The organism is Haloterrigena salifodinae, from assembly GCF_003977755.1.
GTDB lineage: Archaea > Halobacteriota > Halobacteria > Halobacteriales > Natrialbaceae > Haloterrigena > Haloterrigena salifodinae.
The window spans coordinates 42629-64844 of sequence record NZ_RQWN01000007.1; the positions used below are offsets into that span (position 1 = coordinate 42629).

18 protein-coding genes are annotated in these 22216 nt (G+C 65.1%); 9 read left to right on the forward strand and 9 right to left on the reverse strand.

Translation table 11 applies throughout. The annotated features are described in order from the left end of the window. The first annotated feature begins 118 nt into the window (after window positions 1-118). Together EH209_RS22360 and EH209_RS22370 are read left to right on the forward strand one after the other, a co-directional pair. The gene (locus EH209_RS22360; RefSeq protein ID WP_126665020.1) at window positions 119-520 is read left to right on the forward strand and encodes a response regulator; all 402 of its coding nucleotides are present in this window, start codon (window positions 119-121) and stop codon (window positions 518-520) included. A gap of 419 nt (window positions 521-939) precedes the next feature. After that, on the forward strand, window positions 940-1296 hold the full coding sequence (locus EH209_RS22370) for a hypothetical protein (RefSeq protein WP_126665021.1): 357 nt from the start codon (window positions 940-942) through the stop codon (window positions 1294-1296). A gap of 202 nt (window positions 1297-1498) precedes the next feature. On the opposite strand, the gene EH209_RS22375 is transcribed toward EH209_RS22370, so the two are convergent. From EH209_RS22375 to EH209_RS22390, 4 genes are all read right to left on the reverse strand, one after another. Continuing rightward, window positions 1499-2269, reverse strand: coding sequence for a protein sorting system archaetidylserine decarboxylase (locus tag EH209_RS22375; protein ID WP_126665022.1), 771 nt, complete (start codon window positions 2267-2269; stop codon window positions 1499-1501). A 158-nt stretch (window positions 2270-2427) separates the two neighbouring features. After that, window positions 2428-4494 (reverse strand): PAS domain-containing sensor histidine kinase, encoded by a 2067-nt coding sequence (locus tag EH209_RS22380; RefSeq protein ID WP_126665023.1) that lies wholly within the window; start codon window positions 4492-4494, stop codon window positions 2428-2430. Between the two features lie 158 nt (window positions 4495-4652). Continuing rightward, complete coding sequence (locus EH209_RS22385; protein ID WP_126665024.1) at window positions 4653-7493, reverse strand: DEAD/DEAH box helicase; 2841 nt, start codon at window positions 7491-7493, stop codon at window positions 4653-4655. A gap of 150 nt (window positions 7494-7643) precedes the next feature. Continuing rightward, complete coding sequence (locus EH209_RS22390) at window positions 7644-8285, reverse strand: hypothetical protein (protein ID WP_126665025.1); 642 nt, start codon at window positions 8283-8285, stop codon at window positions 7644-7646. A gap of 332 nt (window positions 8286-8617) precedes the next feature. Between EH209_RS22390 and EH209_RS22395 the strand changes: the two genes are divergently transcribed. After that, entirely contained in the window at window positions 8618-9619 is a 1002-nt protein-coding gene (locus tag EH209_RS22395; protein ID WP_126665026.1) for a PGF-CTERM sorting domain-containing protein, read from the forward strand. 65 nt (window positions 9620-9684) lie between these two features. Beyond that, window positions 9685-9903 carry a hypothetical protein gene (locus tag EH209_RS22400; protein ID WP_126665027.1) on the forward strand — a complete coding sequence of 73 codons (219 nt, stop codon included), beginning with the start codon at window positions 9685-9687 and terminating at the stop codon, window positions 9901-9903. Between the two features lie 236 nt (window positions 9904-10139). Here EH209_RS22400 and EH209_RS22405 read toward each other — a convergent pair whose 3' ends face one another. From EH209_RS22405 to EH209_RS22415, 3 genes are read right to left on the reverse strand one after another with little or no spacing between them, the layout of a single operon-like run. Continuing rightward, a complete protein-coding gene (locus EH209_RS22405) occupies window positions 10140-10838 on the reverse strand; it encodes a cytochrome c biogenesis CcdA family protein (protein WP_211338415.1) in 699 nt (232 codons plus the stop codon). Then, window positions 10835-11389: a TlpA family protein disulfide reductase gene (locus EH209_RS22410; protein WP_126665028.1), complete on the reverse strand. Its 555-nt coding sequence runs from the start codon at window positions 11387-11389 to the stop codon at window positions 10835-10837. Before EH209_RS22410 ends, EH209_RS22405 begins: the two co-directional genes overlap by 4 nt. A 2-nt stretch (window positions 11390-11391) precedes the next feature. Continuing rightward, the gene (locus EH209_RS22415; protein WP_126665029.1) at window positions 11392-12198 is read right to left on the reverse strand and encodes an SCO family protein; all 807 of its coding nucleotides are present in this window, start codon (window positions 12196-12198) and stop codon (window positions 11392-11394) included. A gap of 269 nt (window positions 12199-12467) precedes the next feature. On the opposite strand from EH209_RS22415, the gene EH209_RS22420 reads away from it, so the two are divergent. Both EH209_RS22420 and EH209_RS22425 read left to right on the forward strand, forming a co-directional pair. Then, window positions 12468-13574: a DUF7350 domain-containing protein gene (locus tag EH209_RS22420; RefSeq protein WP_126665030.1), complete on the forward strand. Its 1107-nt coding sequence runs from the start codon at window positions 12468-12470 to the stop codon at window positions 13572-13574. A gap of 1656 nt (window positions 13575-15230) precedes the next feature. Beyond that, the gene (locus tag EH209_RS22425; protein WP_126665031.1) at window positions 15231-16436 is read left to right on the forward strand and encodes a Cdc6/Cdc18 family protein; all 1206 of its coding nucleotides are present in this window, start codon (window positions 15231-15233) and stop codon (window positions 16434-16436) included. 150 nt (window positions 16437-16586) lie between these two features. Here EH209_RS22425 and EH209_RS22430 read toward each other — a convergent pair whose 3' ends face one another. Continuing rightward, the gene (locus EH209_RS22430) at window positions 16587-17783 is read right to left on the reverse strand and encodes an aminopeptidase P family protein (RefSeq protein WP_126665032.1); all 1197 of its coding nucleotides are present in this window, start codon (window positions 17781-17783) and stop codon (window positions 16587-16589) included. A 230-nt stretch (window positions 17784-18013) separates the two neighbouring features. On the opposite strand from EH209_RS22430, the gene EH209_RS22435 reads away from it, so the two are divergent. From EH209_RS22435 to EH209_RS22445, 3 genes are all read left to right on the forward strand, one after another. Next, the gene (locus tag EH209_RS22435; RefSeq protein WP_126665033.1) at window positions 18014-19771 is read left to right on the forward strand and encodes an alpha,alpha-trehalose-phosphate synthase (UDP-forming); all 1758 of its coding nucleotides are present in this window, start codon (window positions 18014-18016) and stop codon (window positions 19769-19771) included. A 3-nt stretch (window positions 19772-19774) separates the two neighbouring features. Beyond that, a complete protein-coding gene (gene otsB / locus EH209_RS22440; protein WP_126665034.1) occupies window positions 19775-20659 on the forward strand; it encodes a trehalose-phosphatase in 885 nt (294 codons plus the stop codon). Between the two features lie 277 nt (window positions 20660-20936). Beyond that, complete coding sequence (locus tag EH209_RS22445) at window positions 20937-21290, forward strand: winged helix-turn-helix domain-containing protein (protein ID WP_126665035.1); 354 nt, start codon at window positions 20937-20939, stop codon at window positions 21288-21290. Window positions 21291-21444: 154 nt separating this feature from the next. Here EH209_RS22445 and EH209_RS22450 read toward each other — a convergent pair whose 3' ends face one another. After that, the gene (locus tag EH209_RS22450; RefSeq protein ID WP_126665036.1) at window positions 21445-22209 is read right to left on the reverse strand and encodes a peptidase M10A and M12B matrixin and adamalysin; all 765 of its coding nucleotides are present in this window, start codon (window positions 22207-22209) and stop codon (window positions 21445-21447) included. Window positions 22210-22216 lie beyond the last annotated feature (7 nt).

A 22216-nucleotide genomic window follows, 5' to 3' on the forward strand; every position in this document is an offset into this window, starting at 1 on the left:
AGCTCTAAGAATACTTGTGAGACAGGAAAGCGAGAAACTCAGCTAAATTTGGATGGAGCCCGCAAACGCAACTGAACCGAGATACCCCCTTTTTGCCGTCTGGCCCGAACCCGGTGACATGGGTGAAGGGGCTGCGGAGAGCGCGGAGATCCTCTTAGTCGAGGATAATCCCGGAGACGTGCGGCTGGTCGAAGAAGCAGTTCAGGGGACCGACAGTACCCTTCACATCACGAGAGACGGAACGGAGGCGCTCGACTTCCTGCACCGACGGGACGAATTCACGGACGTTCCGCGCCCGGACATCGTGCTGCTCGACCTGAACCTGCCGCAAGTAGACGGCACGCAGATCCTCAATGAAATCCGGAGTGATCCCGAACTGGAGCAGCTTCGAGTGACCGTCTTAACCAGCGTCCCCGAGGAATACGCCGCTCCCGAACTGGACGAACTCGGCGCGAACGACTTTTTCACCAAACCGGCTGATCCTGACGAATTCATGGCCCTCGTGCGTCGAGTGATCTAGTACTGGAGCCCCTCACGGAGGCGATCGACCTGTTCGTCCGAGAGTACCCCGAACCCGTCGTCGAAACCGACCTCGGAATTTCCAAGACTCGGTCGAGGATATCGGTGTCCCTCTCGTTCGCTTGGTTGCGCCGCTCGAGGTCGCGTTTCACTCGGTCACTGATCCAGATCCGTTCGTCCAGCGAACCCGTGTATCGACCCAGTGGTGGCACCACTTCGCGTTTCGGCTCCAGTATACCGCTTCGGGGACCCATCGAGCGCAGTCGTACGCAGCCTCGAGAGCCAGCCACGTAACAGGAGCTAGTAGCGCGATTGCGCGATTCAGAATCTGGAGTGAAACCGTGGCGGATGATTCGGTACGGACAGCTGCGAACGCAACACCGGACAGTGATTAAATACGGTCGGTGCGAAATCTCACCTATGAACGACGCTCCGGACACACCGACTCCTCCGGAAGGGTTACCCGAACAACTCGTCTCGGACCTGAATGCGCTCACGACCGAGGAACTCCGCAAGACGATTATTCACGCACAGGAACTGCTCAACGTCCAAGACGAGGCACCGTCCCCGATCGATCCCCAGCCCGGTGATGACATCATTCGAGTCACCGAACATGACACGTATACCGAAGTAGTAAAACGAGTGTACTGTAATGAGGGGTGCGATAACTGCCCGCACGGAACGTACCTCTACCATGTTACTCAGGAACGCCACCCCGACGGCACGGAAACGGCATACTGGAGGTTCATTCGGGACGTGGAACTTGACGACGAGTAACGTAGGGGCGCTCGACAACCGACAGTTGGTGAATCGACCACCCGACTGAACACGAGTTTCACGTCGCACTCTGAACGAAGGACCCGTATTACCGCTACTGTTCGTTACCGGAGAGCCACTATCCGTTGCGTAGACGCAGAATCCACTCGCGGATAAGCCATCGCCCGCAACCGGTAATCGAATTCTGGCCGCCCAAAACGGACTAGGCGGGCGACTCGTCGCCACCCTCGTCCTCGAGGTCCCCGAAATCAACGTCTGAACCGGCCCCGAGATCGATCTCCCCGTCAGCTGGCGCGCCGCTCTCGAGCACTACCGTCTCACCAGCCGTCATCGAATCGCCCTTCGCCACCGAAATGTCCTCGAGGTCCACCTCGGGCGGAAAGAGCACATCCACCCGGCTGCCGAAGGCGATGTGCCCCAACCGCTCGCCGCGATCCATCTCGTCCCCGGGCTCGACGTAGGGGAAGATCCGGCGGGCGAAGGCGCCGGCGATCAGCGTCACTTCGGCGTCGAAGGCCGGTTCGTCGGGCCTCGAGTGGGGGTCCTCGTCGTCGCTCGAGTCGTCCCCATCGTCGGCGTCGGGCAGGTTCGACGACTCGGTTTCACAGCGGACGTGGACCCGCTCGTTGCGGTCGGATTCCTTCGAGAACGCCGGTCGGTTCGCGCCGGAGACGTGCTCGAGGTCCGTCACCGACGCCGCGAAGGGCGAGCGGACGACGTGGACGTGCCAGACGTTCATGAAGACGCCCAGCCGAACGCGGTCGCCTTCCTCGCGGAGCACCGAGACGGTGCCGTCGGCCGGCGAGACGACGCCCGTCGGCGGCGGGGTGCGGTCGGGATCGCGGAAGAACGCAAGGGTGCCGGCCCCCACTGCGAGGGCGATGAGACTCACCGTCGCGCTGAACAGCAACGCGAACGGCGCGGCGAGCAAGGCCGGGATCGCGTACTTCCAGGCCCCGGGAGCGAAGTTCATACGGGCATACACGTGGTCGATTCGTATGGCCGTTACGGTGCCCCGCGGCCGCTCCGGGACGCTACCGCCCGCGTCACCGCCGAGACCCGCCAGTCCGCACACCGCCAAAACAGTACCGACGCTCTCCCCGAGACGCTCCCGACACCGTCCCCGAGCCGCTACACGTCCGCCTCGGCTCGAGACAGGGTAAACGAGAACGTCGCCCCCTCGCCGGACTCCGACTCCACCCAAATCTCGCCGCCGTGGCGTTCGACGATACGCCGGCAGAGCGCGAGCCCGATGCCGGTGCCGTCGTACTCCTCGCGGCTGTGCAGGCGCTGGAACACGCGGAAGATCCGGTCGGCGTCGTCGGGATCGATCCCGATCCCCTCGTCTTCGACCGAGAACCGCCACATCCGGCCGCACCGTTGGGCCGTGACCTCCACCCGCGGCGGCTCGTCGCCGCTGTACTCGATCGCGTTCGACAGCAGGTTCTGGAGCAACTGCCGGAGCTGGCTCTCGTCGCCCCGAACGCGGGGCAGCGAGTCGACGGTGATCTCGGCATCGGACTCCTCGATCATCATCTGCAGATCCGTCAGGACGTCCTCGAGGACCGCCTCGAGATCGACGGGTTCGAACGGCTCGCCCTGAGTGTCGATCCGGGAGTACTCGAGCAGGCCGTCGATCATCTGGCGCATGCGGTCGGCACCGTCGACCGCGTAGGCGATGAACTCCTCGGCCTCCGAATCGAGGTCGGCGGCGTACCGGTTCTCGACGAGCGAGAGGTAACTCGAGACCATCCGCAGCGGCTCCTGGAGGTCGTGGCTCGCCGCGTAGGCGAACTGCTCTAAGCGCTCGTTCGAGGCCTCGAGTTCGTCGACCGTCTCGCCGAGCTGGCGTTCGTAGCGCTGGCGCTCGAGCGCGGTCGCGATGATCGTCGCGGCGCTCTCGAGGAAGTCGACGTCGTGGTCGGCGAACTCCCGGGACTCGCCGTCGTAGACGACGAGGACGCCCCACGGCTCGGCGATCGAACCGACGGTCGCGCCCATGCCGCTCCGAACGTCGTTGTCGGTCAGATGGGCGTCGAAGTGCTCGTCGGCCGCGACGTCTTCGACGACGATCGGATCGTCCGACTTGAGGGTCGCGCCGGCCAGCGACTCGGTGAGCGTCGATCGAGCGCACTCGCTGTCGAGCAGGGCCTCGCTGCAGCCGACGGCCTCGCGAACCCGAAAGACGTCGTCGGACTGCGCGGATCCGCCGGCGTCGGCCACACTGCCGCCGCGACCGACCGCGTCGTACTCGAAGGCGACGCAGCAGTCGACCTCGAGGGCCGCGCTGATCAGTTCGGTCGCCTTCTCGAGGAGGTCGTCGGCGTCGCCCTCCTCGAGCGCGTGGCGGCCGAGGTAGGCGATCGACTCGAGCTGGGCGACCTTGGATTTGAGCGTCCGTTCGGCCTCCTTGCGCGGCGAGATATCCCGAAACAACCCGACGAAGTATCGGTTGCCCTCGTAGGTGAAATCGTTGAGCGAGACCCCCAGCGGGATCTCGTGGCCAGCCTTGTGCTGGCCCGGCAGCTCGACGTACGTCCAGTTCAGATTCCGCTCGCCGGTCTCGAGGTAGTTCTGCAGGGCGTCGAGGTGGGCCTGTCGCAGCCGCGGCGGGATGATGTTGACCTTGCTCGAGCCGACGAGTTCGTCCGGGTCGTGGCCGAGAATCCGTTCGACCGCGGGGTTGGCGTACTGGACGTCGCTGTTCGTATCGAGGATGATGATACCGTCGGGGAGCGCGTTAGCCAGCGCCTGAAACGTCCGGCCGTAGGTGAGATCCGAGTCGGAAACCGACTCCGTGGCGGTCGGCCGTCGGGTGACGACGCCCGCGAGTTGGGGTCCGTCGTCGGTCTCGCGGACCTCGAGGTGGGCGTCGACGGCGATCGTCGTCCCCTCATTCGTCCGAATCGAGAACTGCTCCGAGAACGGGCCCGCGTCGGCCGCGTCGTCGACCAGCGACTCGAGCGTCGGATCGTCGGCCGCCGTAAGCTCTGAAAACGGCGTGCCGATCAGTTCCGAGCAGTCGAAGCCAGTCAGCGACGCGAAGGCGTCGGTGGCCGCGGCGATCGTTCCGTCCGCTCTGACGCGAACGGCGGCAACGTCCGCCGCATCGAGCAGGGCACCGGTACCGAATACGCTCGAGGACGCCTGGGAGTCCGTATTTCCGGCGGAAGGCGCCGACGGAGGGCCCGATTCCATTGCCCGTCATTGGCCGGTCCCGATAATAAGGGCTGGGTTCGCGAGCCGGCCGAACCCTTGGAAATCTAATCACTTCGCGTTCGGAACGGCCGATGAGTCGATATCGATTCGATCAGGATCGGTCGCACCGGCGCCAGCGAGCGGCGGTCGGCATCGGCTCAATCCCAGAACGACTGGGTGCGCGCGTACTCGCGTTCCTTCGAGAGGATGTCGCGGTAGAACTCGTCCTCGTCCTCCCGGAGCTTGTTGATGATCTGGGCGGCGTTGTGCGGACCGACGCCGCGGGCCGCCATCGCGACGACGGCCTGCTTGCCGTGGCTCTGGACCAGACTCGCCGACCGATAGGCGCGCTCGGTCATCTTCTCCTGTTCTTCGTCCTTCTCCGCGGCGCGGACCGCATCGACGACCTCGTCGGCCCACGGGTTCAGCGCCGCGATCCGGGTCGAGCCGCAGTTCCCGCACTCGGGCTGGTCGGCCACACGGCGGACCTTCGTCTTCACCTTCCACTCCTTGCAGTGGGTACACAGCAGGATGATCCGATCGTTCTGCAGGCGCTCGCGGACCGTGTTGATGACGCTCGCGTCGGCGTTCTCCGGCGCCAGCAGCTCCTTCCCGCCCGACGAGCGGCCGCCCTGCCCAACCGGCGTCCGACCGCGGTGGGTCACCAGTTCGATCTCGCCCGACTGGATCCCCTCAAGGACCGCGCTCGCCCGCTCGACGTCCAGATCCTCGTGGAACACCTCGCGGATCGACTCCTGGTACATCGGCGTGTTCTCCAGGGCCGCGAGCAGCCGTTCGTTCGAGAGCCGGCCGGAGCCGTCGCCCTGCCAGCGCTTGAGCGCGCCGAACTTCGCCGAGACCTGCGCCAGCCGGAAGGCCAGCGCGTCGGAGTTCTTCAGCCCGAGTTCGACGAGCGCCTCGACGTGGCCGGGATCGGTCTCCTCGAGCACGCCCACGATGTCGCTGGTCGCGACCGAGTTCGGCACCTCGAGTTCGATCCGGTAGGGGTCGGTCTCCAGCCCCACGGAAGAGCCCGCCTGCTGGCCGAGCAGCGAGGAGAGCACGCGACCGAGCGTCTCGTTGGCCGTGTGGCCGAAGGGTGCGTTCAGCACGACGGTCCGGCCCTGGCGCTCTAAGACGAGCCGACCCGCCGTCGGCATCGGCGACTCGGCGTCGACCTGGCGCTCGAGTTGCTCGCAGGCCTCGGTCAGCGTGTACTCGTCGGCCGGATACCGACCCACCAGTTCGCGGCCGACCGCAGCGGCGTCCGCACCAGCCGATAACTGCGGCTCCGCGACGGCCCGAATTTCCCCCACTTCGCCCGCCACCGCAGCGGGGACGGGGATCTCCTGGCCGATCCACGACGGCACCTCGCCCGCGGGATCCTCGATCGGACTGACCTTGACGCGGGCCTCCTCGTCGTCGATCTCGGCGATCCGCCACATCTCGCCGCGCTGGATGAACACCTCGCCGGGCTGGGCGAAGTTGACGACGAACCGCTCGTCCAAGGTCCCGATCTGTTGGCCCGAGGCGATGTCGTGGACCTCGTAGGTCTCCTCGTCGGGGATCATGGAGAGGTTCGAGTAGACGTACTGCCAGGTGCCGCCGGTGGTCTCGAGGCAGTCCTCGCCCTCGTCGAACCAGATGATTCGGTTGCGGTGGAGCTCCGAGGCGACCTCGCGGAACGTCTCCTCTGGCACGTCGCGGAACGGGTACGCGCGCGTAATCGTCTCGTAGGCCTCCCGCACGCGGGTGTCGCCGCGGCTCTGGACGAACCCCGGGATCTGGTTGGCCACGACGTCGAGGCTCCCTTCGTGGATCGCGGCCGGTTCGACCTCGCCGTCCCGGGCCCGGCGGGCGATCGCCAGCGCCTCGAACGTGTCGTCCGGCCGGGTCGTGACGATCGTGCCGCTCGAGACCTCGTCCTGTCGGTGCCCCGCCCGTCCAATTCGCTGCAGTAATCGCGTCACCTGCCGCGGACTCTTGTACTGGACGACGTGGTCGACCCGGCCGACGTCGATCCCCAGTTCCATCGAGGACGTACAGAGCAGCCCGTCCAACTCGCCCGCTTTGAACCGGTCCTCGACCTCGATGCGGGCCTCCTTCGAGAGCGACCCGTGGTGGACGCCGATCGGCAGGTCGAGTTCGTTGAAGCGCGAGCCCAGCGCCTCCGCAGTCTGTCGCGTGTTGACGAATATCAAAGACGACTCGTTCTCGGCGACGATGTCGCGGATCAGCCGGACGTGGCTGGCCGTATCCGGTTCGGTCATCAGTTCGCCCGCGAGCCGCTCGTCCTCGTCGGTGATCTCCGGATTGCGGACGGCGACGTCGACGTTGCTCCCGACGTCGATCTCTCGAATCTCGCAGGGACGGCCGCCGGTCAGGAACTGGCCGACCTCCCCCGGATCGCCCACCGTCGCAGAGAGACCGATCCGCTGCATGTCGCCCGCGAGGTCGTGCAGCCGCTCGAGGCCGATCGCCAACTGAGCCCCTCGCTTGGATGCTGCGAGCTCGTGAACCTCGTCGATTACGACGTGGGAAACGTCCTGCAACGCCTCGCGAAGGCGCTCGCCGGTAAGCATCGCCTGGACGGTTTCGGGAGTCGTAACCAGCACGTCCGGCGGGTTCTCGGCCTGTTTGCCTCGCTGATACTGGGTCGTGTCGCCGTGGCGGACGTCCACCTCGAGATCCAAGTACTCGCCCCACCACTCGAGGCGCTCGCGCATGTCGCGGTTGAGCGCCCGCAGCGGAGTGATGTAGAGCGCGCCGAACCCCTCCGGCGGACCGTCGTCGGCGACGAGGTGGTCGAAAACGGGCAACATCGCCGTCTCGGTCTTGCCGCTCCCGGTCGGCGCGATCACGAGCGTGTGCTGGCCGGCCGACAGCGGCGGAATCGCCAGTCGCTGCGGTGCCGTCGGCGCCGAGAAACCGCGTTCGGACAGCGCCCCGCGAACGGTCGATCCGAGGTGCGTAAACGCCGCGACGTCACCCTCACTCATCACTGCGCGCTAGGGGCGAGACCCGGATAAGCACCACGTTCCCGGTAGGACCGGCTGGCGTTTCGACGGCCGGTCGAGGGACTCGAGCAGCTCGCACAAATTCGACCGCGGGGACGACGCGCTCTGCGTTCGGTACACCGGCGAACACCGCTACTCCTCGTCGGCGTCCGACTCGTCCGTTGCTGACATCTCCGACTCATCTGCGCCCGACTCCTCCGTCTCCGATTCGTCACCGTCCGCTCCGTCGCCGTCCACGTCGTCGACCAGTTCCTCGACGTCCTCGTCGACCGCCATCTCGCCTGGTTCGGCCGGTTCGTCCTGAATCTCCTCGCTGGTCCCCGAGGAGACCTTGGTGGGCGACGGCTCGTCGGCGAGGTCGGCGTTGACGTCCGATTCGTCGATCGGTGCGGCGTCGCCGGTATCGGCGGACTCCGCGCCGCTGCCGACATCCTGCGTATCCTCGGCGGCACTCGAGCCCTCGCGTTCGTCGGACCCGCGGCCGCCGATCGGAATCGGCTGCGACTCCGTGGGCACGGCCGCCGCGACTCGCTCCTCGACCGCGTCCGGGACGGTGGCCACGGTCCGATCGCGAACCGTCTCGAGCGACGCGTCGACGCCTCCATCGTCGCCCGACGAGCGAAGTCGGGAGACGGCGTACGCGACGGCGGCAGTCCCGGCGGCGACGAACAGGAATGTTCGGACGGGCGACTCGCTCGAGGAGGGGCCGGTCGCGTCCGGTGGCGATTCACGCGTCGATGGGTCGGTCTCGCCGGCGGCGGATCGAAAGCGCATCGGACGGCGTACGGACTCGATCCCGAAGTCGGTTCGGCCCGCGGACGCAAGCGGACGCGGAATCACCGGTAGCCGTATCGCCCGTCACGACGGCTGTAACGGCGCGTAAATCACCAGCTACCGATCGGTAGCCGACACGTATCCATTCCTAACGTTCAGGTACGGAATTCATATAAAAACCAATGACTGTAGAAGTCGGGATCGATGACACGGTCCCGTTCACACATATCACGGCGGTCCCGTTCGAGGCCTCGAGCGGGCGAATCGTCGGCGTTCGGAGACGCAACTGATAAACGAGCGATAACGATCGCGACTCGCGCGGAGGGCGGCGCATGATCCCGTCGCGAACCGCCGTCGCTGCCGGACTGATGGCGCTCCTGCTGGTCGGCTCGCTCGGCGTGGCCGGGATGACCGCTGCGGCGAGCAGCGCTCCCGCGGCGGACGCGACGGCCGGCGCGAGCGCACAGGAAAACGAGACGGCGCAAAACGTCTCGGAAGAGGCATACGTCGAGCCGGCGCCCGAGGAAGGCGAACTGTACTACGAGGCCAGCAACGGAGACTGGGTCAGCTACGTCAACCCGCGAGACGAGTACCGATCGCCGTATCTCGGCGACGGCTCCGGGAAAATCGGCGTGACGCTGCTCAACGAGGCGGGCGAGCCGATCGTCGGCAAAACCGTTCCCAACACGACCGTCACGATTCCGACCGGCGAGACGACGTCGTGGCACTCACACGCCGACCCGCTGACCGTGCAGTTGCCGCTGACGGAACACTACGACCGGCCCCTCGACGCCGATCAGTTCGGCACGACCGACGATCTCCCGCAGGGCGACGGCTACATGGACTCCCACACCATCGAGATGCACGGCCACCCCGAGGACGCGACGATCGAGTACGGCGAGGCGCAAGTCAGCGGCGAGCACGCCGACAAGATCGAGGTCGTCGGCTACATCCAGAAGGCCCACGACACGTGGGAGACGGACATCGACCCGCTCGAAGCCGCTGAGCCCTACGAGGAAGCCGGGGGCGGCTGGACCTACGAACCCAACGGCTCGCACGGCCAGGTCATCGTCGTCCTCCAGCTCGATAGCGACGTGACGGGTGCCGACGGCGGCTCCGCCGTGGACGACGGCACGAACGACAGTACCAATTCGACCGACGGTGAGAATACCAGCGATCCCGACAACGAGACCGAAACGTCGCCCTCGGACGAAACGAACGGCGACGACGGGAACGATGACGACGGAAGCAGCGAGATGCCCGGGTTCGGCGTCCCCGCGGTCGTCATCGCGCTGACGGTCGCGGCGCTCGTCGCCGCCCGGCGGGCGGGCTGACGCCGTCCGTTCCGTTCGACACCCAACCAGTGCGATTTTTGACGGTGCGCTCGAGAGTAGGGGACATGACAGCTCCGAACGACTCGGACGAACCGCAGGTACCGATCGTCTGCCCCGAGTGCGAGACGACCTCCCGCGTGTCGCTGCCGAACGTCGCCGACGCGGTCGAGCGACACAACGCGCAACTCCACGGCGGCGAGGACGTGGCGACCGTCGATCCCGACATCGCCGACCGTATCGCCGATCTGGCCGCCGACGATCTCGGATTGCTCGAGGAGTCGTAATCCAACGGCTACCGTCCCAAAAGACTGCGCAGGCGCTCAAGCAGCGAGTCGGACTGCGACGTCGCGGACGAGTCGTCCCGTTTCGTCACGATTCCTTCTTCGTCAGGCGAGTCGTCCAATCGAACGTCGGGTCGTTTGGAGTCCATCCTTCCTAGGGAGGGGCACGAGCGCAACGACAGCTGGCCTTGCGTGTGAATGGGGACGACTAAGACGAACACTGGCGGTCCCGTCGGCCGCTACCACGGCACAGCCGGCAACGAAATGACGTCGAGGACGACGACGGCGAGGTACAGCTGGCCGACTCCGGCGACGACCATGACGACGCCCGCGAGTCGCTCGAGGAGTCTGCTGTACGCGGCCAGTCGACCGGCGCCGGCGACCAGTCCCATCCCCGTCGCGACGGTCAGCGAGACCATCAACACGACGATGCTGCCGACGTAGGTACCGACGACCAGCGCCGCCGAGACCGGCGAGAGCGAGACCGCCTGTGCGACGACGCCGATAAACAGCGGCGCCACACAGCCCGCCGCCGCCAGCGCGTAGCCCGCGCCGAAGACCGCGAACCCGAGCACGCTCGAGCGGCGTTTCGGTAGCGCCATCGAGAGCGAGGGCGCTCGGTCGAAGAGGATCAACGCCCCGAACGCGATCAGGAGTCCGCCGACGATCGGTTCGAAGAGGACGATCCCCGAGAGCCGCGAGTGGCCGACCCAGTAGGCGGCGACCAGAAGCGCGGCGAACGTTCCGAGGACGCCGAGCCCGGCCACGAGACCGCGACCGAGCGCGCCGGACAGGGACGCTTCATCTCCCTCCGTCTGACTCACGTAAAAGCCGACGTACCCCGGTAAGAGGGGGTACGAACACGGCGAGAAGAACGTCGCGATCCCCGCGGTCAGCGCGAAGGCGAGCGGCGTGAGCAGCGACGCGTCGGAGATCATGCCGATTCGACGTCGCTTTCCGCGATCGCCTGTTCGATCCCGTCGACGAGTTTGTCGGCGCTCTTGGTCCCAGTACTGGACCACTGAACGACGCCCCCGTCGTCAAGGGCGACGGCACGGGGCACGCCGCCGGGGTATTCCGAGGTGAGTTCGGCTGAGGGATCGATCCCCACTGTCCAGCTTCCGCCGTGTTCGTCCCACCAGTCGGCCAGTTCCGACTCGGAGATCGACTCGTTGGTGACCGAACAGAACAGGACCTCGTCGCCGAACTGCGCGGCGGCCTCGCCGAGCGCCGGCATCTGTTCGATACAGGGACCGCACCAGGTGCCGAAGAAATCGACGAACGTCACGCGACCCAGATCGGGGATCGAAACCGTTCCGGCGTCGCTCCCGGGCGCGTCGATCGTCTCGATCTCGATCGGTTCGCGCGAGTCGTCCTCGTTCTTGTCGAGGAGGCGATCGACCGACGGGAACCCGTACACCGCCGCGGCGCCGCCACCGACGACTACGCCCGCGCTACCCAGTCCAGCGAGGAGTTCTCGCCGGCGCATCCTCACTCCACCCCGGCGACCGTGCCGACGTCCTCGAGGAGCTGTTCCTTGGTCACGGCCATTTCGGACTGGACCGCTTTCGGATAGGCGCGCTCGACGTAGCCGTCCTCGTTGACGAGCGTGATCCGTTTGCTGTGGACGATTTGGGTGTGGCCGGCATGGGCGCCGTCGTCGTGGCTCTCGTTACCGTTGTGGCTCTCGTTGCCGCTATGGCCGCCATCATCGTGACTCTCGTTGCCGCCGTGACCGTCGTCCTCGGAGCTTTCGTTGCCGTCGTCCGATTCGTCGACGGTCGTGATCGGCATGCCGAACTTCTCTTCCATGATCTGTTTTGCCTCCTCGTTGGTTTCGGGCCGGAGGAAGTGGAAGTTGTCGGCCTCGTAGTCGAGGTGCTGTCCCTCGGCGTGGTCCTTCAACGCCTCGGCGGTGTCGTTTTTGGGATCGAACGTGAACGCGAGCAGGGCGATATCGTCCGCGTAGTCGCGCTCGGCGGCGTCTTCCTGGACCCACTGCAGCCGCGTCAACAGCGCCGGACAGACGCCGTCCGGACACGAGGTGTAGAAGTACGTCAGCAGGAAGGGTCGTTCGCCGACGAAGTCCTCGAGCGAGACGGTCGTTCCGGCAATCGGGTCGGGAATCGAAAACGACGGGAACTCGTTGCCGTGGCTCGGATAGCTGGGATCGGACGGATGATCGTCGGCCGGCGGGAGGGCCGTGTTGCTGTTTCCGAGACCCAAACTGTTGAGACAGCCGGCGATACCCGCGAAACCTGCGACTCCGAGTGACCCGAGATACGTCCGCCGTTCCATACGAGGGACGTAGCAGCGCGCAATCAAAGGTTCGTTGGTTCACTCACCGAATACGGCGCGCAACGATACGGATCGACACGGATCAACGCGGCACGCCGGCGGCGACTCGACCGACGCCGACGGGCTGATCGACAGCGGCGGACGACAGTAACGAGCCGACCGTTACGCGCGTATCAAAACTAAATAAAGCACCATCGAAGAATCTCGAGTCCGCGATTCGAGGGGTGAACCAACAGGGGTTTTGCGGCTGCCGCTCCAAGACGCGGACGATGAACCGTCGGGCCTTTCTCCGTGGTACGGCCGTCGCCGGTGCCGCTGCGGTCGCCGGCTGTCTCGAGCGTCTGGGTTTCGAAGAGGAGTCGGCGTGGGACAACCCACCGCTCGTGGAGGATCGCCCCGACGCGGTCTACCTGCCCTCCAGCAAGGAGGAGATGGACCACTACGGTCGCGCGAGCGACGGCGAGTACGCGGTCGAACTCTCCTATACGATCCCCCATCGGTTCTGGACCGTCTCCGGCGACACGCAGCGGATCGACGTGGACACCGACGACAGCATGCACCTCATGCTAACCGTCTGGGACGAGGAGACGGACACCATCCTTCCGGTGAATACCGACCTCGAGCTCCGGCGCGACGACGGCTCGGTCGTCGAACAGCTGACGCCGTGGTCGATGCTCTCCCAACGGATGGGGACCCACTACGGCGACAACATCACGCTACCCGAGGAGGGAACCTACACCGCCCGCGTGCGGGTCGGTCCGGTCACGACCGAGCGAACCGGCGCGTTCGAGGGTCGGTTCGAGGAAACGAGCACGCTCGAGATCGAGTTCGAGTTCGAGCGCTCGGACATTCATAACCTCGAGTTCAATATGGTCGACGAGGAGCGGCGGGGCGCCCGCAAGGCCCACGAACTGATGGATCCCAGCGGACACGACCACGGCGGGCACGACGAGCACGGCCCCGGACACGCCCCGACCTCCGACGGACCGCCGGTCGCGGACCTGCCCGGCAACCGGCTCGGGACCGAACACAGCGCGGACGCGAAGATCACCGCGATCCGAGCGAACGCCGATCGAGTGGCCGACGACGGCGACTATCTCGTCGTCTGTCCACGAACGCCGTACAACGACGTGAGCCTCCCGTCCGCGACGCTGAGCGTTACGGTCGAGCGCGACGGAACGACCGTCCTCGAGGGCGAGTCGCTTGCAGAGACGATTGATCCAGCGTTCGGCCACCACTACGGACTGGGTCTCGAGCGCCTCGAGAGTGGCGACAAACTCACCGTTGCCGTCGACCGTCCGCCACAGATAGCGCGCCACGACGGCTACGAAACCGCGTTTTTCGACTTCGAAGACGTGCAGTATACCGTGTCCTGACGCGATCAGTGGACGAAGCGACTGCGGCCCGTTCCGGACCGTTCAGTTCGTGTAAACTCGATCCTACAGTAGTGAAACGATTCAAATCCGACGCTGAGTGAACGTACGGTTGGTATAACTATGCGGAATTCTCCCTAATCTCGAATGCATGTCCCAGTCAAACCGCTCAGAGATGCGTATCGGTTGTCCCGAGTGCGAGGCAACGGTCAACGCATCCGTTCCCCCTGGGCCGGGAATTCACGACGATCGCACCACGAACCGACTGCAAGGTCGGGAGACGGCCTGTCGGAACTGCGGTCACGAACTCGAACTCTACTACTACTGAACGGCGGCGATGTCGATCGGCGTCCCCACACCGGTAGCCGTCCCTCGGTATTCTCGAGAACTCACACACCACGTTTCCGGTGAAATAATACACTTCTGAACGATCGGTTCTCGAGGCGGTGCCGCGCCGCGGGCAGCCTCGCACTGACACACCACGTTTCCGGTGAAGGTGGGACGGCGGGGCGCGAGAATGGTACTGAGGAGATGGATAGACGGGAGATCGTAACACCCCCTCACGGACACACCACGTTTCCGGTGAACGCACGCTCAGTGAATAATCGAGTAGCAAATCTCGATGTCAATATCCGCTCGGACAGTACGGTTTCGAGCCAACTCGAATCGATTGGTTAGTTCAAGAATGGGTATTCCATTTTATTGTGTATTGGAACCATATATCGTGATAACAGAACATACTGCCAGCGCGCGCACACCACGTTTCCGGTGAAACGGCATGAGAAGGAGCGGGGGAAGAAAGGGACGACACACACACACCACGTTTCCGGTGAAAGAGGGTTCGAAGGAGGGGGAAGAACGCAATGTTTCGGAGAGTGGGAGAATAGAACGGATAGTCTAAGTGACGGGGGAAGAGAGTCCATTTGGGTGGGGTTTCTGACGATCCGCAGATTGATCCTCACTTAAGAGAGGATACAGACAACATTTGCAAGTTATTTCAAGGAGCTCTATTGTCACAGCTTTCCCTTCTCCTCTACCAACAAATATAATACACTGGACAGTAAAAAGTCCATTGAGTATAAAGTAAACAAAAGAAGTCGACAGTAGTCGACGACGGCTCTTTCACCGGAAATCCTTTTATTCCCTTCTCCATCGTTCAGAAGATATCTCTGAAACGTCGATAGGGCCCTTCGTACGGTCCACTTCGGCTGCTTTCTCGGTGCAGTCCTTCTCTAGTCCTTTCTCGAGTTGTGTTGCGATCCTCCGATCTCACTTGAGCAAACGTTCCGATCGGAAAGCGATACGAACTCGAGGCTAGCGGGAGTGGCGAACGTCCTATTGTCCCGGTATAACAGACGTACTACCGTTGAAACGCCGATATTCCGATCGCTCTACTCTGCTCCTCTCCGTCGCAAGTTCGACACCACACCGGGTTTCCGATGAATCTCAACCCCTGTTTCAACTGGAACCCCATCCCCCGATTTTCGCCGTTCACCGGAAACGTGGTGTGTGTGTCTTCGCCCGACGATTCCGCTACCCCAACTATTATATAATCGCTTGAAACACTCTCTTCCCCCCATAATTCACCGTCCTGAGCGATGAACCCACCTCGAGTCCAAACAATAAAGACGTTTCACCGGAAACGTGGTGTCTACGATCATGTCGAGTTCCGGCGACGACCTGTTTACCCGTGACGACCCTATCTTCGAGAACAAGGAGCTACTCGAGATCAACCACCTCCCGGAGGAGGGGCGGATCGTCGGTCGGGACGATGAGATCGCCGATCTCGCCAACGCCGTTAACCCGGCGATCTTCGGACAGAGTCCGAGCAACCTGCTCATCTACGGGAAGACGGGTACCGGCAAATCCCTCTGTGCGAAACACATCTCCGAACGGCTGGTCCGCGTCGCGACGGAGGAAGGCGTCACCGCGGAGTTCGCCTACGTCGACTGCGCCCAGGACAGCACGGAGACGCAGGCGGTCCAGACGATCGCCTACTCGCTGAACGATTCCGAACGGACCGACATCAAGATCCCCGACAAGGGACTCAGCACGTCGACCTACTACAAGCGCCTCTGGACGGTGCTGGACTCCCAGTACGAGGTCGTCCTCATCATCTTAGACGAGGTCGACAAGCTCGACGACGACGACATCCTCATGCAACTCTCGCGCGCGGGCGAAGCCGGCAAACTCGATAACTGCAAGATCGGCGTTATCGGGATCAGCAACAAGATCAAGTACAAGGACCGGATGGACGAGCGGGTCAAGTCCAGCCTCTGCGAGCGGGAGTTCGTCTTCCCGCCCTACGACGCCAACCAACTCCGGGACATCATGCAGGCTCGCAGCGACGCGTTCAAGGACGGCGTCCTCGAGCCCTCGGTTATCCCCCGGGCTGCGGCGCTGGCGGCCCGGGAACACGGCGACGCGCGGAAGGCGATCGACATCCTCCGCTACGCCGGCGAGATCGCCCAATCGAACGGCAGCGAAACGGTTCGCGAGGAGTACGTCGTTCAGGCCCGCGAACGGGCCGAGACCGACCGATTCCGGGAACTCATCCGAGGGTCGACCCCCCACTCCCGGTACGTCCTGCAAGCCCTCGCAGTTCTCGCGCTCAACACGCCCGACGAGGACGGCTTTCGGACGACCAGGATCTTCGACGTCTACGAGGAGATCTGTCGTCAGGAGGGGTCGGACACGCTCTCCCTGCGTCGCGTCCGCGACCTCCTGAAGGAACACGCGTTCCTCGACATCATCGAGCAGTCTCGCCAGAGCGGCGGCAGCGCCGAGGGAAGCTACACCGAACACCAACTGCTCGAGGATCCGGACGTCGTCCGGAAGGTACTCGTCGAGACCGACGACGCGTAATCGTCCCCTCGCGCCGCTCCGACGTCCGCCGGCAGTCAGACCGGCTTCCTGGCCGTTTCAGTGGAAACCCGGTGTCGGTCCCGATGGCCAACTGCGTCGGATTCAGTGGAAACGCGGTGTGTTTTCAACGGAAACCCGGTGTCTCCGCGCTCACTGAACGTTGTCCCTGGTCTCCCAGCCGCGCGGCGACTCGTTCAGTCGCTCGGCGCCGTCTTCGGTGACGACGACCAGGTCCTCGATCCGGACGCCGAACTCGCCCTCGAGGTAGATCCCCGGTTCGACGGAGAAGACCATTCCGGGCTCGAGTTCCCGGTCGTTGTCCGCGACGATGTAGGGCGATTCGTGGACCTCGAGGCCGACGCCGTGACCGGTTCGATGGACGAATTCGTCGCCGTAGCCCGCGTCCTCGATGACCGATCGCGCCGCCCGATCGACCGCGCCGGCGGTCACGCCGGGCTCGACGACCTCGACGGCGGCTCGTTGTGCCTCGCGGACGACTTCGTGCACCCGCTCGTACCGATCGTACTTGTTCGCGGGCTCATCGCCGACGACGATCGTTCGCGTCTGGTCGCCGGGGTAGCGGCCGGTTCCGTCCTCGAGGTCGGCGTCGACGAACGCGCCGAAGTCCAGCACGATCGGATCGCCGCGTTCGATCTCCCGGTCGCCGCTGTGGTGGTGGGGTCGTGCGCCGTTCGATCCCGATGCGACGATCGTCTCGAACGCCGGATCGCCGCCGCCGTACTCGGCGAGCAGCCGCTCGATCTCGCTCGCCAGCGCCGCCTCCGTCCGCCCGACCAGGTCGGTCCCGCGCGAACGGATCTCCCGCGAGACGCGATCCGCGATTTCTCCGGCCCGCCGGAGCGCCTCGAGTTCGACGTCGCCCTTCCGGATCCGGAGGTCCTCGAGCACGCGACTGGCGAGGTCGAACGTCGCCGCCGGCGCACATTCCCGCAGATCCTGCGTGAACGTCGCCCACATGCGGTCGTCGACGAGGATCGTCGGCGCGTCGTTGCCCCGCGACGAGCCGGGGTCTACGTCGGCAGCCGGCAGCAGTTCCGCCAGCACTGCCTCGATCTCCTCGAGAGGGTCGTCATCGTCGTCCCACAGCCGTACCGCGAGCGTTTCGATCGGCAGCGTCCGGAGCTGGGCGTCGTACATCGCCGGCGCGACGACGACCGGATCGCCGACCCGCGGGACGAACAGCAGCAGGTGTCGCTCCGACGGCGATTCCTCGAAGTCGGTCAGGTAGGTGAGATTCGGACCCGGAACGAGGACGGCCAGCGCGGCGTCGGTGCGCTCGAGTCGGCGTTGACACGCCTCGAGACGGCGTTCGAACGGGGATCGCATACGCGAGGATTCGGTCGGCCGGGGAAAGAACGTTCGGTCGGAACGGCGACCCCGGTCTCGAATCGGCGCTCTCGAGATGGGGGAGCGACGCAAATCGATACCGGCCGCGACCGGCCCGAAATCGCCGTGCGGCGCCCGTCAACGGATATCGATAGGTAGTAGCTCGTATATGGCTTCCATGCGGTTGCAGGCCGCGGACCGACCCGCGACGAGGTTGTCAATAGCAGCGAATGCGATTTACCGATGCGCGGTTGCCGTCGACGCATCCGAGCAATCGTCAGTTACGGGCCGACGGATACGGCCGTTCGACTGCGGATTCGCGGTCTGACGGGTCCGTCTGTCCCGGTTCTCTAATCGTCGTTTCGAACCGCCAGCCGTACCGCCACGAGTACGATTCGGAGGCCGAAGACTCCGGTGGCGGCGGCGACCGATCGACCGGTACATCGTCGATTACGGTCGACGAGCCGACGGGCGGCCTGACGGCCGGTCTCGATCCCGTTGTCCAGGCCTCCGAGGGGACCTGGATCGCCTGGGGGGACGGCGAGGCCGACTTCGACGTCGCCGACGACGACGGCTGTATCGGGGTGCCGCCGGGCGACGAGTCGTACACCCTCCAGCGGATCGATCTCTCGGAGGAGGCCGTCGACTCATATTACTACGGGTTCAGCAATCGCGTGCTCTGGCCGCTCTGTCACGGCTTCGTCGATCTCGTCGAGAACCGATCGAACGATTTCGAGTGGTATCGGACGGTCAACGAGCGCTTCGCCGATGCGGTGGCCGAACACGCCGAGGCCGACTCCATCGTCTGGGTCCAGGACTATCACTTTGGCCTCGCGCCGCGGATGATCCGGGAGTCGGTTCCCCGATCGACGACCGTCGCCCAGTTCTGGCACATTCCGTGGCCGACGCCGGCCTCGTTCCAGCACTGCCCGGGCGGGCGGGCGATCCTCCAGGGCCTGCTCGGCAACGACCTGCTCGGCTTTCACATCGACCGCTATGTCGAACGGTTCCTCGACTGCGTCGAGCGATACCTACCCGGGGCCGACGTCGATCGGACCCAGCGAACCGTCGCCTACGGCGGGGGGACGACGCGGATCGTCGCGACGCCCATGGGCGTCGACGCGCCGACTCACGACGGGAACGCGCGGGCGGTCGACTCAGACCAGCTCTCGTCGCTGTTCGACCGCTACGACATCTCCCGCGAGAACGTCATCGGGCTCGGCGTCGACCGCCTCGATTACTCGAAGGGGATCCCCGAACGGCTGGCCGCGATCGAACGGCTCCTCGAGCGCAATCCGGGGTGGCACGGCGAGTTTACGTTCCTCCAGACGGCGACGCCGTCCCGGACCGACATCGACGCCTACCAGCGCCACGGCGACCTCGTCAGGAGCGAAGTGATGCGGATCAACCGGCGGTTCGGAACCGACGACTGGGAGCCGATCGTCTACACCGAAGACTACCTCTCGAACGAGGAACTGTCCGGGCTCTACCGCCGCGCTGACTTGATGGTCGTGAGCCCCTTGGTCGACGGGATGAACCTGGTCGCCCAGGAGTACGTCGCCGCGAGCGTCGACGGCGACGGGAGTCTCGTCCTGAGCGAGGGAACCGGGGCCCACGAGCGGCTCGGGTCCCACGCGCTGACGATCGATCCGACCGACGTCGACGGCTTCGCGTCGCAACTCGAGGCGGCGGTCACGATGGCGCCCCGCGAGCGACAGCGCCGGATGAACACGCTCCGAAACCGCGTCTTCGACGGCGACCTCGAGTGGTGGATGGAGACCCAGTTCGACTGGATTCGCCGGGTCCACGCCGACAAGCGACGCGAGGGCGGAGATCGCGGCTCCGATTCTGATCTCGATCGCGGTCCCGGTTCCGACGCCGGTTCGGATACCGACGCGGGCCGGAGCACCGACCGCGCCGGCGACTCTCGATCGGAGTCCCGGTCGAGCTCGGACGGGGACACGAACGAACCGCCTTCGACAGTGTGATCGATGTCGGACGAAACCCCTCCCCGTCCGGTTGACGAGGCACGGGAACGGATCCGGTCGCGGCTCGCCGCCGGCTCGAGGCTGTGTTGCTGTCTGGACTTCGACGGCACGCTCGCACCGATCGTCGAGGACCCCGACGCGGCGGCGCCGACGGCAGAAAACGAAGCGGCGGTCGCGTCGCTGTCGGCCGATCCGGCGGTCTCGACGGCGATCGTCAGCGGCCGTGCGCTGGCCGACGTTCGCGAGCGAATCGACGGCCCGTCGATCTACGCCGGAAACCACGGGCTCGAACTCGAGCGAAACGACTCGCTCGCCGTCCACCCGGTCGCGCGCAAACGCGCCGCGCGCATCGACGAGGTGTGCGGGATCCTCGGGTCGGTGCTCGAGCCGATCCCGAACGCCCGAATCGAAAACAAGCGATTGACCGGGACGGTCCACTACCGATCCGTGCCGCCGGCGATGCGGCCGATCGTCCAGCGGCGGACGCACGCGGTCGTCGACCGGTTCGGCGGCGACGCCCTCGAGGTGTCCTCCGGGAAGCGCATCCTCGAGATCGGACCGTCGATCCCGTGGGGAAAGGGGAACGCGGTTGCGTTGATCGCGGCTGATATGCCGCCGGGAGCCGTTCCGATCTATATCGGCGACGACGTGACCGACGAATCGGCGTTCCGGACCGTCGAATCCGACGGAATCGGGATTCGCGTCGGCGGCGACGAACCGTCGGCCGCCTCCTATCGGCTCGACTCGCCCGACGCCGTCGCTCGGTTCCTAGAGTGGCTCGAATCGATCGCGACCGAAACGCTCGAACGGACCGGGTCGCAAGCGAGTGCGTCGGCCGGAGCCGCGATTGCGGCCGACGGGTCGACGAATGATTACTCCGGGTCTTAAGTGATATCGAGAACACATCCGTCCGCGTTGGCTGCCACGGCGACACCGGCCAGCGTCCTCCGGTTACACCGGCCGATTACCGCCGGCCGATCTCGAGATCGCCGGCGGTCGCGACGCCGATACGAAAACCGTTTAGCCGGTCACTACTGAGTGACTCCGATCGATTATTCGAGGCTATCTCTCGTTTTCAATACCTTTCCTGACGTATAACCCAATCGATCAAGCCGAAAGTATTAGTTACCACTGGAAATATAGTTCCTACCGAGAGTGAACGATAGTGAAACTGCGTCAACCTACTGATTTCCTGATCCTTGAGGCGCTCGAGGAGAAAGGCCGGAACGTCGCAACGAATCTCGCCGAACACACGGGGAAGAGCCGCAAAAACATCAATACTCGGCTACCGGTACTCGAAGATTACGGGCTGGTTCGCAAGATCGGCCCGGCCGAGCGGTCTGGACTGTACGAGGTTACGTCGGCGGGCAAGGCGGCGCTCGTCTATCGCGACCAGTACGACGAGGTTGACGACTTCGAGTCGCTCATCGAAGGGCCCAGCGCCGGCGGAGTCGACGACAACGGCGACCTACAGGCGAGTTTCGTCCGCGGCGAGGACGAGAGCGACGACGACGAGTAATCCGTTTCTGCCTCGGTCCGTTCGGACGATCCGCCGCAAAGCTGCGAGTAGCGTGACGTTGTGTCGCCGGCCGGCCACCGATAGCGCCGATGGGCCGATCTCGAGGCCGGTCGGAGCTGTCTTTTCGGCTCCCGCGTTCCGCTGCTCTCCTCGCTTATCCGAGTCCGCTGCCGCTGTACGCGGCGAGTTCGCGTCGCGCGCACGCGGATAATTCCAGACTGAGTTTTCGCGGTCGATCCGCCGGCTCCGGATATGGACGCCCGCACGCCGAGCGTTCGACGTCGGCGTCGCCGTTCCAGGCGTAACTGCTCACCATCGGCGTCGCGACGATCGCGCCGCCGTGCCGGAAGGAGACACCGTGTTCGTGATCCAGTCCGAGCGCATGGCCGATCTCGTGGACGAGCACCTGTATTGAGCGCGTCGCCGGCTCGTTCGGCACGATAACTCGCTCGGCGTCCGCCGCCGGCGTCGAGAGCAGATCGTCGAACGACGCGAGCGAGGCGAGGTGCCGGGCGCCGCCGACCGACGCGACGTGCGGGAGCCCGTACCCGGTCGGCGTCCGTCGCATCTGGCCGTCCGTGACGAGCAGGTTGACGTCGGCGACGGGGGTGACCGCGGGCGCTCCCACCGCGCCCGCCGCGAGCGTCAGCGGCCACTCCCCGTGGCTCGTGACGCGCGCCCCGTTTTCGGTCGAGACGTCGACGGTGCCGCCGATCGAGAGGTCGAGCGTCCAGTATTCGAGATTGAAGATCCGCTCGAGGTACTCCCGAAGCCGCTCGGCGACGCCGTCGTACTCCGCGGCGCCGCTCGAGAGCCAGACGCGGATATCGAGGGCTTCGACCGGCTCTCGCGTCGTATACGCGAGCGTGCCGACCGAGGTGAGCGAGCCGACGGCCCCGAGAAACGCGCGTCGCTTCACACCGACG

Coding starts and splice junctions, on each gene's coding strand:
- EH209_RS22370 (WP_126665021.1), top strand. CDS start 940: ATGAACGACGCTCCGGACACACCGACTCCTCCGGAAGGGTTACCCGAA.
- EH209_RS22435 (WP_126665033.1), top strand. CDS start 18,014: ATGCGATTTACCGATGCGCGGTTGCCGTCGACGCATCCGAGCAATCGT.
- EH209_RS22430 (WP_126665032.1), bottom strand. CDS start 17,783: ATGCGATCCCCGTTCGAACGCCGTCTCGAGGCGTGTCAACGCCGACTC.
- EH209_RS22385 (WP_126665024.1), bottom strand. CDS start 7,493: ATGAGTGAGGGTGACGTCGCGGCGTTTACGCACCTCGGATCGACCGTT.
- EH209_RS22375 (WP_126665022.1), bottom strand. CDS start 2,269: ATGAACTTCGCTCCCGGGGCCTGGAAGTACGCGATCCCGGCCTTGCTC.
- EH209_RS22400 (WP_126665027.1), top strand. CDS start 9,685: ATGACAGCTCCGAACGACTCGGACGAACCGCAGGTACCGATCGTCTGC.
- EH209_RS22405 (WP_211338415.1), bottom strand. CDS start 10,838: ATGATCTCCGACGCGTCGCTGCTCACGCCGCTCGCCTTCGCGCTGACC.
- otsB (WP_126665034.1), top strand. CDS start 19,775: ATGTCGGACGAAACCCCTCCCCGTCCGGTTGACGAGGCACGGGAACGG.
- EH209_RS22410 (WP_126665028.1), bottom strand. CDS start 11,389: ATGCGCCGGCGAGAACTCCTCGCTGGACTGGGTAGCGCGGGCGTAGTC.
- EH209_RS22380 (WP_126665023.1), bottom strand. CDS start 4,494: ATGGAATCGGGCCCTCCGTCGGCGCCTTCCGCCGGAAATACGGACTCC.
- EH209_RS22395 (WP_126665026.1), top strand. CDS start 8,618: ATGATCCCGTCGCGAACCGCCGTCGCTGCCGGACTGATGGCGCTCCTG.
- EH209_RS22360 (WP_126665020.1), top strand. CDS start 119: ATGGGTGAAGGGGCTGCGGAGAGCGCGGAGATCCTCTTAGTCGAGGAT.
- EH209_RS22420 (WP_126665030.1), top strand. CDS start 12,468: ATGAACCGTCGGGCCTTTCTCCGTGGTACGGCCGTCGCCGGTGCCGCT.
- EH209_RS22425 (WP_126665031.1), top strand. CDS start 15,231: ATGTCGAGTTCCGGCGACGACCTGTTTACCCGTGACGACCCTATCTTC.
- EH209_RS22415 (WP_126665029.1), bottom strand. CDS start 12,198: ATGGAACGGCGGACGTATCTCGGGTCACTCGGAGTCGCAGGTTTCGCG.
- EH209_RS22390 (WP_126665025.1), bottom strand. CDS start 8,285: ATGCGCTTTCGATCCGCCGCCGGCGAGACCGACCCATCGACGCGTGAA.